This is a genomic window from Gordonia marina, from assembly GCF_052036135.1.
GTDB lineage: Bacteria > Actinomycetota > Actinomycetes > Mycobacteriales > Mycobacteriaceae > Gordonia.
In genome coordinates this window covers 12,329-30,260 of record NZ_JBPSDN010000029.1, presented here as the reverse complement: position 1 = coordinate 30,260, position 17,932 = coordinate 12,329, and the positions used below count along the sequence as shown (strand labels likewise).

General features: G+C 68.9%; 10 protein-coding genes. All 10 read right to left on the bottom strand.

Going from position 1 to position 17,932, the window contains the following annotated elements:
* Positions 1 to 22: 22 nt before the first annotated feature.
* The 10 genes from ACSEEN_RS16260 to ACSEEN_RS16215 all read right to left on the bottom strand — a co-directional run bounded on the left by ACSEEN_RS16260 (position 23) and on the right by ACSEEN_RS16215 (position 17,924).
* Positions 23 to 1,576 carry an acyl-CoA carboxylase subunit beta gene (locus ACSEEN_RS16260; RefSeq protein WP_440713743.1) on the bottom strand — a complete coding sequence of 518 codons (1,554 nt, stop codon included), beginning with the start codon at positions 1,574 to 1,576 and terminating at the stop codon, positions 23 to 25.
* Positions 1,573 to 7,023, bottom strand: a complete 5,451-nt coding sequence (gene pks13 / locus ACSEEN_RS16255) for a polyketide synthase Pks13 (RefSeq protein ID WP_440713742.1) — start codon at positions 7,021 to 7,023, stop codon at positions 1,573 to 1,575. The genes ACSEEN_RS16260 and pks13 overlap by 4 nt, the downstream gene beginning before the upstream one ends.
* 96 nt (positions 7,024 to 7,119) lie before the next feature.
* Positions 7,120 to 9,024 carry a long-chain-fatty-acid--AMP ligase FadD32 gene (gene fadD32 / locus ACSEEN_RS16250; RefSeq protein WP_440713741.1) on the bottom strand — a complete coding sequence of 635 codons (1,905 nt, stop codon included), beginning with the start codon at positions 9,022 to 9,024 and terminating at the stop codon, positions 7,120 to 7,122.
* Positions 9,025 to 9,168: 144 nt separating this feature from the next.
* Positions 9,169 to 10,167: a TIGR03621 family F420-dependent LLM class oxidoreductase gene (locus ACSEEN_RS16245; protein ID WP_440713753.1), complete on the bottom strand. Its 999-nt coding sequence runs from the start codon at positions 10,165 to 10,167 to the stop codon at positions 9,169 to 9,171.
* Positions 10,168 to 10,312: 145 nt separating this feature from the next.
* Positions 10,313 to 11,278, bottom strand: coding sequence for a cutinase family protein (locus tag ACSEEN_RS16240; protein WP_440713740.1), 966 nt, complete (start codon positions 11,276 to 11,278; stop codon positions 10,313 to 10,315).
* 3 nt (positions 11,279 to 11,281) lie between these two features.
* Positions 11,282 to 11,824, bottom strand: coding sequence for a DUF732 domain-containing protein (locus ACSEEN_RS16235; RefSeq protein ID WP_247865729.1), 543 nt, complete (start codon positions 11,822 to 11,824; stop codon positions 11,282 to 11,284).
* Between the two features lie 141 nt (positions 11,825 to 11,965).
* On the bottom strand, positions 11,966 to 13,420 hold the full coding sequence (locus tag ACSEEN_RS16230; RefSeq protein ID WP_440713739.1) for an alpha/beta hydrolase-fold protein: 1,455 nt from the start codon (positions 13,418 to 13,420) through the stop codon (positions 11,966 to 11,968).
* Positions 13,421 to 13,583: 163 nt separating this feature from the next.
* Positions 13,584 to 14,597, bottom strand: coding sequence for an alpha/beta hydrolase (locus ACSEEN_RS16225; RefSeq protein WP_298441299.1), 1,014 nt, complete (start codon positions 14,595 to 14,597; stop codon positions 13,584 to 13,586).
* A gap of 305 nt (positions 14,598 to 14,902) precedes the next feature.
* Positions 14,903 to 17,020: an arabinofuranosyltransferase AftB family protein gene (locus ACSEEN_RS16220; RefSeq protein WP_247865726.1), complete on the bottom strand. Its 2,118-nt coding sequence runs from the start codon at positions 17,018 to 17,020 to the stop codon at positions 14,903 to 14,905.
* The gene (locus ACSEEN_RS16215) at positions 17,007 to 17,924 is read right to left on the bottom strand and encodes a decaprenyl-phosphate phosphoribosyltransferase (protein ID WP_247865725.1); all 918 of its coding nucleotides are present in this window, start codon (positions 17,922 to 17,924) and stop codon (positions 17,007 to 17,009) included. The genes ACSEEN_RS16220 and ACSEEN_RS16215 overlap by 14 nt, the downstream gene beginning before the upstream one ends.
* Positions 17,925 to 17,932 lie beyond the last annotated feature (8 nt).

The window sequence follows — 17,932 nt, the reverse complement described above, 5'->3', positions numbered from 1 at the left end:
AGTCGAAACGCCGCTCTCGCCGCTAGATCGGCATCAGGTAGTGCTTGCGGGGGGCGCGGATCACGTGCTTGTCGCGGAGCTGGGCGAGGGCCTTGCGGAGTTGCAGGCGCGTCTGCGCCGGCTCGATCACCGCGTCGATGTAGCCCTTTTCCGCGGCCAGGTACGGGTTGGCCATCATCACGTTGTAGAAGTCGATGAAGTCGCGGCGCACCTTGTCCGCGTCGTGCACCGACAGCCCCTCGGTCTGGCGGCGGGTCAGCAGCACGGCCGCCGACTCCGCGCCCATCACGGCGATCTTGGCGGTCGGCCAGGCGAAGTTGATGTCGGCGCCGAGCTGCTTGCAGCCCATCACCGCGTACGCGCCGCCGTAGGCCTTGCGCAGCACCACGGTGATCTTCGGGACGTCGGCCTCGACGTAGGCGTAGAGGAACTTGCCGGAACGACGGATGGTGCCCTTGGCCTCCTCGGCGACGCCCGGCAGGATGCCCGGGGTGTCGACCAGGAAGATCAGCGGAATGCTGTACGCGTTGCAGATCCGGACGAAGCGGGTGGCCTTCTCCGATGCGTCGGTGTCGATGGTGCCGGCCATCACCGACGGCTGGTTGGCGACGATGCCGACGCTGTGGCCGTCGACCCGGGCGAAGCCGGTCAGGATGTTCGGCGCGAACAGCTCGCCGACCTCGTGGAAGGCGCCGTCGTCGAACATCTTCACGATCAGGTCACGCATGTCATAGCCGGCGTTGTCGCTGTCCGGCATGAACTCGTTCAACGACAGATCGGACTCGGTGATCTCCGGTTCCAGCCCCGGGTTGATCACCGGGGGCCGCTCGGACCAGCTCGACGGCATGTACTCCAGGTACTCGCGGACCCACTCGAACGCGGCCTTCTCGTCTTCCGCGACGTGGTGGATGTTGCCCCAGCGCGCCTGATTGTGGGCGCTGCCGAGGTCCTCGGCCGAGGTGTCCTCGCCGTTCACCGCCTTGAGGATGTCCGGGCCGGTGACGAACATGTAGCTCTTGTCCTCGACGCCGACCAGGATGTCGGTGTTCGCCGGGGTGTAGACGGCGCCGCCGGCGCACTTGCCGAGGATCACCGAGACCTGCGGCGACAGGCCCGACAGCAGGTCGTTGCGGCGGCCCATCTCGGCGTACCAGGCCAGCGAGGTGACCGCGTCCTGGATGCGGGCGCCGGCCGAGTCGTTGATACCGACCATCGGGCAGCCCAGCTTGCCCGCCCACTCCATGATCGCCGAGACCTTGCGGCCGAACATCTCGCCGACGCTGCCGCCCATCACCGTCTGGTCGTGGCTGAACGCGGCGACCGGCCGCCCGTGGACCAGACCGTGTCCGGTCACCACGCCGTCGCCGTACCCGGTCTCGCCCGCTCCCGGCGCCTTGACCAGCGCACCGACCTCGACGAACGTCCCCGGGTCGAACAGCATCTCCAGCCGCTGACGCGGCGAACAGATGCCCTTGTGGGCGCGCTTGGCGACCGCCCTCTCGCCGCCCGGCTCCTTGGACAGTTCGAGCTTGGCGCGCAGGTCGGCGAGCTTGCCCGCGGTGGTGTGATCGGTCATGCGCCGCTTCCCTTCCGGTTCACGTCAGCGATCCGCTGCGTCAGATCCGCGGCCACCTGGGCCACGTAAGGCTCGTCGACGATCGACAGGTGGTCGCCGCCGATGTGCAGGATCTCCAGATCGTCGACCACCTCGCCCCAGCGCCCGTCCTCCGGGATGTCCGCCCACTGCGGTTCGAGTTCGATGGCGCCGTCGTGCATCTTGTCGGCCCGGTAGAGCACCACCTTGCCGCCGTACGGGGTCGGGTGGATGTTGCTCAGCGCCCGGTTGTCCAGGAACGACGTCCGCTGGTGCTCGATGATGCCGCCCGGAATCTTGGTGCCGGACATCGAGATCATCTCCATGATGATGGCGAACTGCTCGTCGTCGTCGGCCTCCACCAGGCGGTCCATCGGAATCGGGATGGAGTCGTCGAGGTCGTAGGTCTTGACCGCGAAGTCCTTCCAGCGCTCCAGCCGCGCCCGCTTGGTCTCCGGGGTCTCGACCATCTCCTCGCGCGGACGCACGACGTCGATGAGGCCGACGAAGGCCACCTCCTCGCCCTGCTCGCGCAGCACCTGTGCGGCGCCGTAGGCCAGCGCACCGCCCAGCGACCAGCCGGACAGCACGTACGGGCCGTGCGGCTGGATCTCACGGAGCTTCGGCAGGTACTGGCGCACCCGCTCCTCGATGGTGCCCTCGACGCGGTCGAAACCGATCACCGGCTGATCGTCGGGCAGCCGCTTGAGCAGCGCCTCGTAGGCGGAGGTGTTGCCGCCCGCCGGGTGGAACACCAGCAGCGGCATCGGGTCGCCCGCTTGCGTGTCGAACTCGTGCTGGCGCTTGCCGTCCTTGTCGGGCACCCGGAGATACCGCACGAAACCGTCGATGTCGGCCGCCGCTTCCATGTGCTGGCGGACGTACTCGCTCATCTCCTCGATGGTCTCGGCGGCGAGGATGTCCTCGACGTCGATGTTTCCACCGGTGCGGTCGTTCAGGCGGTCGGTGAGCTTCTTCGCGGTCGCCTCGTCGAGGACGGGGAGCTTGTTGAACACACCGCCCGCCGACTTGCCGGTGACCACGGCGTAGGCGCCGAAGGTGAGACGCTCCGGGGCGTCGCGCGGGGGCACGTCCGCGCCCGCCGCCGCGGCGACCTGGGTCTGGTCGGTCAGGTCGGTGGACTGGGGCTGCGGCGCCGGTTCGGGGGTCGTTTCGACACGGCTCGTCGCTTCGCTCCTCACCGGCTCAACGGGCTGAGGGGCCGTCGTTTCGACACGGGCTCCTTCGTCGCCCGGCGGGGCGGGCTGGGGGGCCGGCTGCTCCGCGGCCTTGCGGGCGTTGGCCTCGTCGATCAGGGCGGAGAGGGCGGCGGTGTCGAGTTCCTGGCCGTCGGCGGTGCCGGAGGCGAGGAGGTCGACCTGGTCGCGGTTCTCGACCGCGAAGGTCACGAACTTGGTCACGTCGGCGAGGTTCGCCTGCCGCATCGCCTGCAGTTGCAGCTGCGGGATGTCGAACTCGTACTCGACGCGGTTCTTGATGCGCACCGCCATCAGCGAGTCCAGGCCCAGCTCGATGAGCGGGATCTCGCGCGGCAGGTCGTCCGGGTCGTAGCCCATCGACTCCCCGACGATCAGCGCGAGGCGCTGCTCGACGGTCTCCCCCGACTCCGGGGTCCACTTGCGGCCGATGTCGTCGACCACCTCGTCCTCGACGACGACCGGGCCACCGCCGAAACCGGTGTCCTCCGCGGCGGGGGGCGTGGCTTCGACGCGGGCTTCTCCGTCGCCCAGTGGTTCCTGAGCGGAGCCGAAGGGCTCAGCCGGCCGGCGGCCCGGGACGGTACCCGTCACCGCGGCCTCGAAGAGGAGGGCGTGGCCGTGCTCGGCGTCGGCGAAGACCGCGACCGCGCCGCCACCGGGATGGCGGGTGTAGACGGTGGTCAGCGTGCCGTCGCCGGGCAGGTCGCCGAGCGCGTCGGCGGCCGCCACGGCGGCGTCGTCCAGCACCTGCTTGGCCGCGGCGAGGACCAGTTCGCGCGGATCGGTGACCGCGGACGCGGCCACCTCCCACGCGTGCCGCCCGTCGGGCAGCGCGACGTGCGATCCGGGGACCGAGGTCAGGCCGGAGCCGCTGCTCACCGCGGCGGTGAGCCAGTACGGCTTGCGGTCGAACCGGGTGCGCGGGACGTTCGCGTAGGGCAGGTCCTGGCCGGTGCCGAACAGCGAGCCGACGTTCACCGGGTGGCCGTGCACCCACAGCTTCATCAGCGCGTTGACCACACCGTAGTTCTCGTCCTCCTTGCGGCGGAGGGTCTCGATCAGCTCGACGTCGTGCAGTCCCGCGCCGAACGCGGCGGCCGCGACCGAGATGAGCACCGCCGGGTTCGGCGAGAGCTCCAGGAAGGTCCGGTGGCCGTTCTCCACGGTCTTGGCGATCGCCTGGGCGAACCAGACACTGTGCCGCAGGCCCTTGGTGAAGTACTCGATGGTGTGCACCGGCTCGGCACCCGGGCGGTAGAACACCTCGCGGTCGACCGAGCTGTAGAAGCCGACCGACGGGCGCTGCGGCACGATGCCGGTCAGCTCGTAGGCCAGCTCGCCGAGCAGCGGATCCATCTGCGAGGTGTGGCTCGCGCCCTTGGTCTGCAACTTCCGGCCGAGTTTGCCCTCGGCCTCGGCGCGCGCGACGATCGCGTCGACCTGCGGCTCCGGACCGCCGATCACCGTGTGCGTCGGCGCGGCGTACACGCAGATCTCCAGGTCGGGGTAGTCGGCCAGGACGCCGTTGATGTCGTCGGCGCTGTACTCGACCAGCGCCATCAGCCGGATGTCGTCGCCGGACAGCATCGACTCGCCCTCGCCCATCAGCCGCGAACGCTGACAGATGACGCGGGTGGCGTCTTCCAGCGAGAGCCCGCCGCTGATGTACGCGGCCGACGCCTCACCCATCGAATGCGGAACCAGCACGCCCGGCTCGGCGCCGAAGTGCCGCAAGGTGTCGGCGAGCGCCACCTGAATGGTGTAGATCCCGACCTGCGCGGCCTCGATGCCGTAGGTCTGCGCGTCGTCGAGGAACATCTCGACGATCGAGTAGCCGAGTTCGTTCTGCACGCACTCGTCGACGCGATCGATGTACTTCGCGAACACCGGATTCTCGGTGTACAGCTGCTTGGCCATCTTGCGGTGCTGGCTGCCGAAACCGGACAGCAGCCACACGGCCGACGCCGCATCCGGCGAATCCGCGGTGTACACGAACGGCAGCGCCTTGCCCGCGGCGACGGCCCGCAGGCCCTTGAGCGCGTCCTCGTGGGTCCGCGCCATCACGACCGACCGGGTGCGGCCGTGGTTCCGGCGCGACAGGGTCCGGCCGATCTCGACCAGCGGGGTGGCCCGGCCCTCCTCGGTCTCGAGCCAGTCGGCGAGGTCGGCCGCGGTCTTGCGGCGGCGCGACGGCAGGAAGCCGGAGACCACCAGCGGGATGACGGGACTGTACCCATCGGCCCCGCTCGCTTCGCTCCCGGCGGCCGCGACGGCGCACGGCGCGAAGCCCTCGGCCGGATCGGTCTCGGCGACCTCGGCGACGGTCTCCGGCTGCTTGGCCTGGGCGGCCAGGACGGCGCGCTCGGCTTCGGTCAGGTAGTCGTCGTCATCGTCCTGGTCTCGACTCCGCTCGACCATCATGGGGTCGTCGTCATCGTCCTGGTCTCGACTCCGCTCGACCATCATGGGGCCCTGGAGGTCCGACGGGAGCACCTCGCGCACGACGACGTGCGCGTTGGTGCCGCCGAAACCGAAGCCGGACAGGCCCGCGACGGCGTGGCCGGAGTAGCGCGGCCAGTCGGAGTTCTCGGTGTTCACCTTGAGATTGGTGGCCTCGAACTGGATGTACGGGTTGGGGCCCACGTAGTTGAGCGACGCCGGGATGACGTCGTGCTGCAGCGACAGCACCACCTTGGCCAGCGCGCCCGCGCCGGCCGCCGACTCCATGTGGCCGTAGTTGGTCTTGGCCGAGCCGAGCAGCGCCGGGGCATCCGGGGTGCGGCCGCGGCCGACCACGCGGCCGAGGGCGTCGGCCTCGATCGGGTCGCCGAGGACGGTGCCGGTGCCGTGCGCCTCGATGTAGTCGACGGACCGCGGGTCGATCGCCGCGTCCCGGTAGGCGTCGCGCAAGACGTCGACCTGGGCCTCCGGGTTGGGCGCGAAGATGCCGTTGGAGCGGCCGTCGGAGTTGACCGCCGAACCGGCGATCACCGCGAGCACCTGGTCGCCGTCGCGCCGGGCGTCGGACATCCGCTTGAGGACGAACACACCGCCGCCCTCGGCGCGAATCATGCCGTCGGCGTCGGACGAGAAGGCCTTGATCCGGCCGTCCTTGGCCTGGGCGCCGATGCTGTCGAAGCCGAGGGTCACCGCCGGGGTGATGATCATGTTGACGCCGCCGGCCAGGGCGACGTCCGTCTCGCCGCTGCGCAGGCTGCGCACCGCCTGGTGCACCGCGACCAGCGACGACGAGCACGCCGTGTCGATGGCCACCGACGGCCCGCGGAAGTCGAAGAAGTACGACACCCGGTTCGCCACGATCGACGTCGCGGTGCCGGTGAGCGCGTACGCGGCGGTCTCGCTGGCGCCCTCGCCGAGCCCGAGGGTGGCGAGCATCTGGTAGTCGTTGGTCGACGTGCCCATGAACACGCCGACCGGCGCGCCCTTCAGGTCGCTGGCCGGCAGGTGCGCGTTCTCCAGCGCCTCCCAGGTCAGTTCCAGGGCGAGGCGCTGCTGCGGGTCGACCATCTCGACCTCGCGCGGGCTCATCTGGAAGAAGTCGGCGTCGAAACCCTTCACGTCGTCCAGGTAGCCACCGTGCACGTTGGCCTCGGCGATCACCTCGGCCAGTCGCGGATCGGCCTTGAACTCGGTCCAGCGGTCGTCGGGCAGGTCGGTGATGCCGTCGACGCCGGCGATCAGCGCCGCCCACGTCGATTCGGGGGTCTGCCCGGCCTTCGGGAAGCGGGTGGCGAGGCCGACGATGGCGATGTCGTCGTCGGCGCTGCGCTCGCGTTCCCAGTAGCGGTCGGCGTCGACGTCCAGACCCTCGTCCGGATCGCCCTCGATGATGCGCTTGGCGAGCATCGCGATGGTCGGGTGGTTGTAGGCCGCGGTCGCGGTCAGGATGACGCCGGTGCGGTCCTCGACGTCGGCGGCCAGCGCCACCGCGTCGCGGGACGAGAGACCGAACTCCTCCATCGGGCGGTCGTCGGAGATCTGCTCGATCGGCAGGCCGGTGGTGGTCGACACCCATTCGCGCAGCCAGTCGCGCAGTTCCTCGACGGTCAGGCCGCCGGCCGTCTCCCCCTCGGTGCCGGAGGCGCCGGTGGATTCGGTGCCTGCGCCCGCGGCGCCTGCGTCCTCATCGGAGGGGACGACCCCCGCCTGCGCGGGGATCTGGGTACCGGTGTTTTCAGTGTCAGACATCGCCTACAGCCTACTGATCGGGAACATTCGAGAGGTATGCGTCAAGCCCGGTATGTCGTGGACATGCCGGGCCGTTCGCGGTGAAGTGCACGAGATCTAGTCGCCGGCGTCCGGGAAGGCCGTCTGCTGGTAGCCGCCGCGCAGGGTGCCGTCGATGTACGCGGCCTTGGTGGCCCGGCGCGCGATCTTGCCGCTCGACGTGCGCGGGATGGAACCCGCCGGTACCAGGAGCAGGTCGCGGACCATCACGCCGTGGCGGCCGGCGATCGCGGCGCGCACGGCGTCGGCGATCTCCTGCGGATCGGCCTTGCGGCCCGGGCCGCGTTCGGCGACGATCACCAGCTGCTCGGAGGCGTCGTCGGGATCGGCGGTCAGACCGGAGAAGCCGCCCTCGAAGACCTCGGCCGGCAGCTGGTTGGCCGGGACCGCGAACGCCGCGATGAAGCCGGGTCGCAGGTTGGCGCTGGCCTCCTGCGCGCTGAACTCGAGGTCCTGCGGGTAGTGGTTGCGGCCGTCGACGATCACCAGGTCCTTGACCCGGCCGGTGATGTACAGCTCGCCGTCGTAGATGACGCCGTAGTCGCCGGTGCGCATCCACTGCGCGCCCTCGGGGGCGCCGGCGGAGTGGCTGCCCTCGGGCAGCGGGTGCGCGAGGAGGTTGTGGAAGGTCTCCTCGGTCTCGGAGTCCTTGTTCCAGTAGCCCTTGCCGATGTTCAGGCCGTGCAGCCAGATCTCGCCGACGCGGCCGTCGGCAACCTCGGTGGCGGTGTCCGAATCGACGATGCACGCCCACTGGCTGAGCGCCACCTGACCGCAGGAGACCTGGGCGATCGCGTTCTCGGCGTCCTCGGCGACCGGGACGAACTCGCCGGCGTTCAGCTTCTCGCGGTCGACGTAGCTGATCTTGGCGGCGTTGTCGCGCTGGGTGGCGGAGACGAAGAGGGTGGCCTCGGCCATGCCGTAGCAGGGCTTGATCGCCTTCGGCGACAGACCGTAGGGCTCGAAGGCCTCGTTGAACTTGCGCATCGAGCTGACGGTGACCGGCTCCGAGCCGTTGATCAGGCCGATCACGTTGGAGAGGTCCAGTTCCTCGCCCTCCCGCGGCAGGCCGCGGGCGGCGGCGTGCTCGTAGGCGAAGTTCGGGGCCGCGGCGTAGGTGGGCGTGTGATCGTCGGCGGCGGCCAGTTCCTTGATCCACCGGCCCGGGCGCCGCACGAACGCGGCCGGGCTCATGATGGTGATGTACTTGCCGCCGAGCGCGGGCAGGATCACCGTCAGCAGGCCCATGTCGTGGAACATCGGCAGCCAGGTGACGCCGCGGGAGTTGCGGTCGATCTCGATGCAGTCGTAGATCTGCAGGCAGTTGGCGGCGACCGCCTCGTAGGTGATCTCGACGCCGGCCGGCACGCGGGTGGAGCCGGAGGTGTACTGCAGGTAGGCGACGGTGTCGCGGTTGTGGTCCTTGCCGGCGACCGGGGCCACCCAGGTGGAGCCGACCGAGTCGGGCACGGCGTCGACGGCGATGACGCGCGGGCGCTCCTTGGCCGGACGGTCGGCGAAGAAGTCGCGAACCGCCTCGGCCGACTTGGTGGAGGTCAGGATGGCGGTCGGCCGGCAGTCGGCGAGCACCGCGGTGAGACGGTCGGTGTGCCCGGGCTCGTCGGGGCTGAACAGCGGGACGGCGATGTTGCTGGCGTACAGCGCGGCGAAGAAGCCGATCACGTATTCGAGCGACTGCGGGGCCAGGATCGCGACGCGGTCGCCGGGCTTGGTCACCTGCTGAAGGCGTGCGGCCACGGCGCGGAGCCGCTTGCCGAACTGGGCCCAGGTCAGGTCTTGGGGTTCACCGTCGCGCTCGCGGCTGTAATCGATGAACCGGTAGGCGAGAGTGTCGGCCTGATCCCGGACGTTGCGTTCGACGTAGTCGACGAGCGTGGCGTCCGCGGTGAACCGAAGGTTGCCGTTCTCATCGAGAAACTGCTCGAACTCGGTATTCAGCATTCCAAACTCCTGTGCCGCTGCCGCGGCGTCTTCTCAGTCATCCTGTCGGCTCCGTTGCACTCACCCGCGGTGTCGTCGCCCTGTCCATTTCTCCCGCTCTCCGATGGTTCTCATCGGTCCGGGACACGCAAAACCGGTCTGATTCTACTCCTCCCGCAAGAGCGGGATGACGGGTGCGAATGCATCCATCTGCGTGGGGAACACACCGACGTAGCTCATCGTCGTCCGGCGACGGACCTCGCGGATGTGCTCGGCGATCTCCTTGACGGTGCCGAACGCCAGATACGGGGAGGCGAGGAGGTCGTCGACGGTCAGTTCCGCGTCGCGTTCGATGGTCGGCGGATACCCGCTGTCGAGAGCCTTCAGGGCCAGTTCGGCGGCGGCGACCCGGTCGTCGGTCGGCACGACGGCGGCGATGGTCCAATTCAGTTCGATCTCGTCGAACCGCTCCCCGGCTGCCTCCCGGATGCGGTCGACGCGCTCGAGCGTGCTCTCGATCGTCATATCCGAGAGCCGCAGCTTCCCGTCGGGCGTGGACCGGGTGGCCACCGAGATGATGTCCGCATGCCGCGCGGCCAGTGCCAGCATCCGCGGCCCTCCGCCGCCGACCGCGATCGGCGGGCGCGGGCCCTGCCGCGGCCGCGGCGAGCCCTGCAGGCCGCTGATCCGGTAGAACTCCCCGGCGAAGTCGACCGTCTCGCCGCGCAACAGGCCGTCGAGCACGGTGAGCGCTTCGTCGAGCCGGCGGATCCGCTCCCCCGGGGTCCCGAAGTCGATGCCCGCCTGGCGGAACTCGTCTTTCAGCCAGCCTGCGCCGATGCCCAGTTCCAGTCGCCCTCGCGAGAGGACGTCGATGGTGGTGGCCTCCTTGGCCAGGATCGCCGGATGGCGGAAGCCGTTGGCCAGCACCGACGTCGCGAGCCGGATACTGCTGGTGGCCTGCGACAGCGCGCCGAGCGCCGCGAGGGGGCCGACCTGATTGCCGAGATGGTCGGGTACGGCGAAGGTGTCGTAGCCGAGGTCCTCCGCGTGCTGCGCGAGCCGGATGAAGTTGCGGGCGCCGCCCTCGTCCTTGTTGCCCTCGCCGCCGGCGCCGAATCGGAAGCGGCGCAGTCGAGAGGTGCGCGTCGCCGGATCCAGCATCGCCGTTCCGGTCACGCGTCCACCTCCTCGCCACCCCCGGCCACCGCGGCCCGCGTTCATCCGAACGGGGGACGCTCACTCAAATGTCACGAAAAGGTTAACGCAGCCGGGGAGCCGACCCCAAAGTCTTCGCGGTGTTTCCGTATCACCGATGTTTCGGGCGCGGGGCCTGCTCGATCAACGCGGTCGCCCACCTCAGCATCCACTGCGTCGCGGTGGCGCCGTCGTCACTCCAGTACTTCTTCGTGGCGTACATCGCATGCACCGGATTGTTCGCCGCATTCGCGAACTTGCCGACGGCGTCGAACGGGTTGGTGATCTGCGGGGCGTCGCAGATGAGGTCGCCGGGAGCGCAGATCGAGTAGGTCCGGTCGGTGAGCGTGCCGAAACCGCCGGTCCGCTTGCCGCTCATCGTGATCCCGGGGATCCGGAGGCCGCCGAGGCTCACCTCCGCGCCCTGCCCCTGCGGGCTCGGGCCGACGTCGTGCTGCTCGCCGGACACCCGGCGGCCATCGGCGATCAGGCCGACGCCGAGCACCAGGTCCTGGTCGGCGGCCGGGATCGGGCCCTTGCCGTTGCCGATGTCGCTCGCGATGTCACCGGTGATCACCGCGCCCTGCGAGAAGCCCATCAGGATGTACCGGGTGAGCGGGCAATGCTCGTGGGTCGCGGTCAGCTTGGCGTCCGCCTTCCGGCGGCCCTGGTGCCGCGACCAGTCGTAGTCGCGCTGGTTGTCGCCGAGCACGGTCGGATTCCGGAACTGCGCGACGTAGGGCACGGTGTACACCTCGGCGCGGCTACGCGGAAACTTCTCCTGCAACGCGCTGGTCACCCGCAGCATCAGCGACTTCGGGTTGGCCGTGGGGTGATACGGATCGTCGTTCGACTTCGACTCCCAGGTGCCGGGGATCGAGAGGACCAGCACGTCCGGGCAGTCGGCGGGCTGGGCGTTCGGCCGGTGCGGGGGCGCGGACGTGGGCGGGCTCGTGGGCGGCCCGGGCGGCGGCGGAGACGGCCGCAGGAACTGAATGATCAGCACGATCACCAGAACGAGGGCGACCAGCGCCAGGAGTCCGACACCCCACGCCAGCTTGCGGGCACGGCGTCGCATGTATCAGCAGAGATTCTTCTCGGCGGCGGAGATCAGCTTGTCGGCCTTGGCGCCGGCCTCGTCCTCGGTCTTGGTCATCGGACCGATGGCGGCGCGCACGTAGACCTTGATCATCATCGGATCGGTCTTCTTCTTCTTCTCCTGGCACACGTAGTGGCCCATGGTGAGCGCGATGTTGTTGTCGTCGTCGCCCATGAACGCCACATTGTCCTGCTTCAGAGCCGCCAGGTAGCGCTTGTCCTTGTCGGTGAGCTGCTGCTGGCCCTGCTTGGAGCCCGGGAAGTTGCCCGGCACCGTCGTGGACTTGTCCGGCTTGGTGGCCGGCAGCGTGCTGGTGGCCTTCGACGCGTTGGACGCGGCCAGCTCGGAGGCCTGCTCCTCGGCCGACGAATCGGTGGTACCGCTGCCGGGCATGGTCCGGGTGGTGACCTCCTGGGAGAGCGGTGCGCTGGCGGTCGACGAATCCCCGCCGCACCCGGCGAGGGCGACCGCGGCAGCAGCCAGGGCGACGCACACGAAGACGCCGCGAGAGAACTTGCCAGTCATGGTTGAAAGGCTACCTTCCGAATCTCGCAATTCTGCACCTCGCAGGGTATTCACCTGCGTAAACACGGCAGATCCTCAGCCGATTATCAATAACGACGACGTCGCTGCGGCGCAGGTCACCGATCGTGCGCCGCAGCGGTGTCACTTCACCTCGACGCGCGTGCCGCCGGTCGGCGTCCAGCTGATCTTGCCGTGGACGAAGGTGTTGAACTTGACCTTGCCGTCCTTGCTGGTGAGTTCGTCGCTGGTCGGGAGTCCCAGGCGGTCGAAGTTCGGCACATAGGCGCCGCCGATCGCACCGCCGACCACCTTGGGCCCCTTCGGGCCGGTGAAGATGCGCCCGTTGCGGAAGTCCTGCGCCATACCGCCGGGCACCGGGTACTGCGGGGTGAGGCAACCGCCGAGCGAGCGGACCTGCTTGGCCTTCTTGAAGGCGTCGCCGACCGCGCAGGCGACGCGGTCGCCGGACAGCCCGAGGGCGCTGGCGGCCTGCGGCCACGCCTGCTTCATCTCGAACTCCCAGTACGGCCAGGTGTGCGTGCCCGACGGGCGGTACACGGCCTGCGCCGGGATGCCGAGCTGATTGAGCTTGGTCGCGAACTGCTGGCTGGTGGTGCGGGCCAGCACCTCCAGGCCGACGCCCGAATAGTTGGTGGCCAGCAACGGGATCTCGCTGGGCTTGTCGTACGGCCCCACCACGCCGTTGCCGGACGAGATGTACAGGCTGGTGCCGCGCAGCTGCTCGGCCAGCAGATACGGGTCGTGCTCGGCCCACGCGGGATCGCTCGGCGGACCGAACATCTTCTGCGAGTCGTAGCCGCCGCCGTCGCGCAGCGCGAACTGCACGGCCTGCGGCATGCCGTAGGAGGTGAGCTGCAGGATGCCCGAGTACGACGCGGCGAACTTGAAGAAGCCCGGATTGCGCGCGGCCAGCATCATCGCGGCGCTACCGCCCATGGAGAGGCCCTGCACGCCGCGGACGTCGGTGGAGCGCCACTGGTTCTGCAGGATCGGCGGGAGCTCGTGGATCAGGAAGGTCTCCCACTTGTAGTTCTTGCCCTTGTCGGGCTCCTTCCAGTCCGTGTAGAAGCTCGACTCGCCGCCCACCGGCAGCACCACGTTGACGTTCTTGTCCTGGTAGAAGCGCTCGATGTCGGTGTTGATCAGCCAGCCGTTCTGATCGTCCTGCGCGCGGAGCCCGTCGAGGGTCAGCAGCTGCGGGAACTTGGCCGTCGGCTTGTACCACCAGTCACGAGCCAGCAGCAGCTGCACCTGGATCTCGGTGTTCATCGCCGGAGAGAACACCCAGATCGCCACGCGCTGGCTGCTGTACCAGACGATCTTGGTGACGCGGGCGGGCGCGGCCGGGGCGGCCGGGGGCGCGGCCGGCGGGGCCGGCTTGTCCGCGGGCTTGGCCGTCGGCGGAGCGGGCTTGTCCGCGGGGGCGGCGGGCGCCGCCGGCGGGGCCGCGGGCGCCGGATCGGCGACGACGGTGCCGGCGAACGGTGCCACCAGCACGACACTCAGCGCCGCGGCGACCGCCGCCACGGTCACCCGTCGACCACGCTTGCGCTTCGTCGTACTCCACACCGTCACGTGCTGCTCCTTCAACTCACTCACGAACCCCGCGGGTCACCGCGCATCCGACGATGCGAAACGCCCCACGTGTGTTCTTACACGTGGGGCGTCTCGTTGTCCGTGCGCCACGCTGTGACGCATGTGAATTGTGTGACTAAAGTTTCTCAGCCACGGCGGCGGGTCAGTTGAAGAAGCCCTGCCGCTTCGCGTTCCAGACCATGTCCTGCCAGTAGCCCCACGCGTGGGTGCCGTTGGCGTAGTAGGTCATCGGGTTCAGACCCTGGATCCGCGCGCTGGTCTCGAAGGCCTTCGCCTGGGTGAACGCGAGCAGTTCCAGCGGGGTGCCCTTGAAGAGGTCGTCGCCGACGTTCTGCGGGTAGTTGTAGCGACCGAAGAGGCCGTTGCCCGAGCCGATGAACAGCTTCAGACCGTGCATGCGGTTGATCAGCATGGCCGGGTCGTTCTGCACCCAGCGCGGGCTCCACGGCGGGCCCCACATCGAGTCGACGTTCCACGGCTGCGGCGCGACGTCGAGCATCGCGAGCCGGATCATGGTGCGCATGCCGGGCGCGCTCAGGTAGTCGTAACCCGACATCGAGGCGGCGGCGTAGTAGAGGTCGCGACGCTGCGCGGCGTGGGTCAGCGCGGCGTTACCACCGGCCGAGATACCCATGATGGCGTACTTGCCACCCTTGCCCGGCAGGGCCGGCAGGCCGGAGCGGCCGCTGCGGAGGTTCGCGGCGAGGCGGTCGATGACACAGCCCCACTTGTAGGCCTGGCGCTGACCGTTGAAGTTCGACGGCGCATCCCAGTTGGTGTAGAAGCTGGCCGGGCCGCCGATCGGCTCGACGACGTTCACGCCCTGCTTCGCCAGGTTCTGGATGTTGGTGTTGATCTCCCAGCCGCTCAGGTCGTACTGGGCGCGCAGGCCGTCGAGCATGATGACGGTGCGCTTGTTACCCGGCTTGGCCCAGATACGGACCTTGACGTGACCGGGCTTCATCGACTTGTTGCCGAACGCGCCGTTGGTCGGCATGCCGCACGAGTCGGTCCAGTAGGTCTTGCCTCCGGGCGCCAACGCACTGGCCTCACCCGTTCCGATCGCGGTGCCCACCAGACCGAGGACGGTCAGGACGGCGACCAGAACGGCCGTCAGCCGGCGACCGGCCTGCGGCTTGCTCTTAGCTACGCGCATTGCTGCTCTCTTCCTTGAACTTACTCAGCTGCCAGGATCCGCTCAGGATCACCCACAGCCGCCTCGTTTGTGTCAGCCGCCTCGCAACTCACACACGCCTCATCCGTAACCGGATGGACGGAAGCCTATCTCTCTCGCCCTCACCACTCAAAAACTGTGACGCTGATCACAGTGTCGGTGCTGGCATCTCCGTCATTCAGGCCTCATGATCTCGCGATCCGCGGCCGTCCCGACATTGATTCCATCGAGGGCTCGACGTAGGACGTTACCTTTTCGAGATCAAATCCGCCATTCTGTGGTCACCGTCACTGGGGACGGTCGGTCACCGGTTTGAGCCCGCACCGCAGGATCTCGTACTCGGGAGTACGTGAGATGCGGTAGCTGTTGAACTCGAACGACTGCCGCAGATTGTGCCGGAATCGGGCGAACGACCACACACCCTTGTACGAGCTGAACCGAGCCTGAGTGGCCGGACACGTCAGCGCCACGTTCGCCTCCCGCACATCGATCGACTCCACGTACGCGGGCAGTCCCGGGCCACCGGACACGCCGCCCGACTCGGCGATCACCCAGGCCGTCGGCAGGTTCTTGTCGTGCCCGATGCGGCCGTCCTTGAGTCGCTCGGTGTGCGCGGCCAGCGGATAGGCCAGCCCCATCTGGTCCACCACGCGCACGTCCAGCGGCGCGTTCATCCCCGTCATACCCAGATTCAGGAAGTACACGGTGGTCTTGTCCTTCTGCCCCGCGGGCAGACCGCCGCGCAGCCGCGCGACATACCACTCGTCGTAGTTGCCCGAGGGCAGGATGATGCCGCCGGTCCCGTGGAGCTCGTTGATCTTCTCCACCATCGCGCGCATGCGCGGGTATTCCAGATAGTCCTTCGCCGTCACCGGGTTCTCGATCGCCATGTTGGCGACGTAGAACCGGCGCTCGTCGACGATGCCGTTGCGGCTGATGTCCATCGGCGCCTGGGAGAGCACCTTCTGGGAGACCGCCGCACCCCACCAGACGGTGCCGCCGACGCACAGGATGATAAACGCCGCCGCGGCGAGCCGCCAGCGCGACACCGCGGTGCGGGCCGTCGCCGGGATCGTCGCGGGCACCACCATCACCGGCAGCAGCAAGATGAACAGCGGGGCCAGCAGCACCCGGCCGTGCATGAAGTCGCCGCCCTGGCGCAGCCAGTAGAGCGTCAGCAGCACTCCGGCCACCAGGATCGTGATGACCACGGTCGACGGCTGCTGCAGGCGGGCCTGGAAGTCGATCCACCGCGCCGCGAACCGGCGGGGCGACGAGTCGACCGGCTCCAGAATGTCCGGGATGTCGTCGGCGATGTGGTCGTGCGGATCGATCTGCTCGGGGTCGTGGCTGCTCCGTCGCGGCCCGGTCACCGCGAGCACCACGCCGACCAGAATCGCCAGGATGACCGGAAGCAGAAGAATATAAGGACTGAACAGATTGTCCAGATAGGTGAAGCCCTGCCCCCACTTGGACCCGCTGGCGTCCTTGGCGATCGCCGGGTTGGGCACCAGGATGGCGTAGTAGCCCATCCGGAAGATCTGATAGCCGACCGGCACCACGGCCGCGACCACCACCATCGACACGCGCAGCTTCCAGCCGATCGGCGCGCAGAACAGCACCAGCAGCACCAGGCCGCCCAGCACGGTGATCTCCGGCCGGATCAGCGGCGCCAGGCCGGCCACGAAGGAGAGGCCGAGGAAGGCCGTGCGCGCCCGCCAGTCTGTCCGCTCCGGGTCACGGCGCGACCAGGCCAGGAACAGGCACCACAGGCAGGCGATCCAGAAGATCACCAGACCGTTCTCCAGGCCGCTGGTCGCGAAGTCGCGGGCCGGCGGCAGCGAGATGTAGACGATGGAGCCGAGCGGCAGCAGCAGGGTGACGCCCGCGGCCGCCCGGCCGCGCGCGCTGAGCCAGCGGTCGCCGTACAGGCGGGCCGTGCCGTACATGGCGATCGGGATCGCCGCGACGGACAGCACCAGGGCCACCCAGAGGGCGACGTACTCGAGGTGCCCGTCACCCGTCCCGTTCGCATCGCTCCCGGCCCCGGTGACCCAGGAGAAGAACCACAGCAGATAGGTCCACGCGGTCGAGGTGTTGGCCTCCACGCGCTCCCCGGCGTTGAAGACCGGGCCGTTGCCGGCCAGCAGATTCCGGATGGTGCGCAACACGATGAGGCCGTCGTCGGCGATCCAGCGGCGCTGCCACGCACCGATCGCGAAGAAGACGGTGACCAGCACGGTGCCGATCAGCCACGACAGCCCGGGACCCAGCAGCCGGCGGTCGCGCCACGCCGGGCGGGTCGCTGAGGCATCGCCGGAGTCCGGGGCGGGGGCGTCACCCGGCACGTCACGCCGGGACCCCGGCACGTCACGCCGGGACCCCGGCACGTCACGATGGGACATAGACCGCAACCGCCACGAGCACCACCCAGGCCACCGCGAGGAACTGCAGGACGCGGTCGCCGAGGGCGATCTCCTCCGGCTCGCCGGCCTCGCCGCCGTCGACGTCGACCGCGTACCGCAGGATCGCCACGGTGAACGGGACCACCGAGATGGCGTAGAAGACGTTCTGGCTGTGCTGGCCGTCGAACGCCCACAGGCCGTAGCAGAGCACCACGGCCGTGGCCGACAGCGTCCAGACGAAGCGCAGGTAGGTGGTGGTGTAGTACTCCAGCGACTTGCGGATCTTGGCGCCGGTGCGCTCGGCGAGCTGCAACTCCGCGTAGCGCTTGCCGGCGGCCATGAACAGCGAACCGAAGGCCATCACCAGCAGGAACCACTTGGACAGATCGATCTCGGCGGCGACACCACCGGCGATGGCCCGGAGCAGGAAGCCCGAGGAGACGATGCAGATGTCGACCACGGCCTGGTGCTTGAGCCCGAAGCAGTAGGCCAGCTGGATCGCGAGATAGACGGCGATGGTGACCGCGGTCTGCCAGTTGGCGATGAACGAGATGCCGATCGCCGCGGCCATCAGCACCACGGCCAGCACATACGCCAGGCTCTGCGGCACCACCCCGGCCGCGATCGGGCGGAAACGCTTGGTGGGGTGCTGACGATCGGCCTCGACGTCGAGCGCGTCGTTGATCAGATAGATCGACGACGCCGCGAGACAAAAGGCGACGAACGCGATACCGACGCCGGCCATCTTGTGACCGTCGGTGAGCGCGTCGGTGCCGGCGACCAGCGGTGCCGCCAGGACGAGGACGTTCTTCACCCACTGCCGCGGGCGCAACGCCTTGACCAGGCCGGTCGCCAGGTTCTTCGGCGGCCCCACGACCTTGCCCTCGATCGGCTCCTCGCTCATCAGCAGTT

Bases quoted from the DNA above. Each gene is read 5' to 3' on its own strand.
- ACSEEN_RS16260 (WP_440713743.1), bottom strand. From the start codon at position 1,576: ATGACCGATCACACCACCGCGGGCAAGCTCGCCGACCTGCGCGCCAAG.
- pks13 (WP_440713742.1), bottom strand. From the start codon at position 7,023: ATGTCTGACACTGAAAACACCGGTACCCAGATCCCCGCGCAGGCGGGG.
- fadD32 (WP_440713741.1), bottom strand. From the start codon at position 9,024: ATGCTGAATACCGAGTTCGAGCAGTTTCTCGATGAGAACGGCAACCTT.
- ACSEEN_RS16245 (WP_440713753.1), bottom strand. From the start codon at position 10,167: ATGCTGGATCCGGCGACGCGCACCTCTCGACTGCGCCGCTTCCGATTC.
- ACSEEN_RS16240 (WP_440713740.1), bottom strand. From the start codon at position 11,278: ATGCGACGCCGTGCCCGCAAGCTGGCGTGGGGTGTCGGACTCCTGGCG.
- ACSEEN_RS16235 (WP_247865729.1), bottom strand. From the start codon at position 11,824: ATGACTGGCAAGTTCTCTCGCGGCGTCTTCGTGTGCGTCGCCCTGGCT.
- ACSEEN_RS16225 (WP_298441299.1), bottom strand. From the start codon at position 14,597: ATGCGCGTAGCTAAGAGCAAGCCGCAGGCCGGTCGCCGGCTGACGGCC.
- ACSEEN_RS16220 (WP_247865726.1), bottom strand. From the start codon at position 17,020: ATGTCCCATCGTGACGTGCCGGGGTCCCGGCGTGACGTGCCGGGGTCC.
- ACSEEN_RS16215 (WP_247865725.1), bottom strand. From the start codon at position 17,924: ATGAGCGAGGAGCCGATCGAGGGCAAGGTCGTGGGGCCGCCGAAGAAC.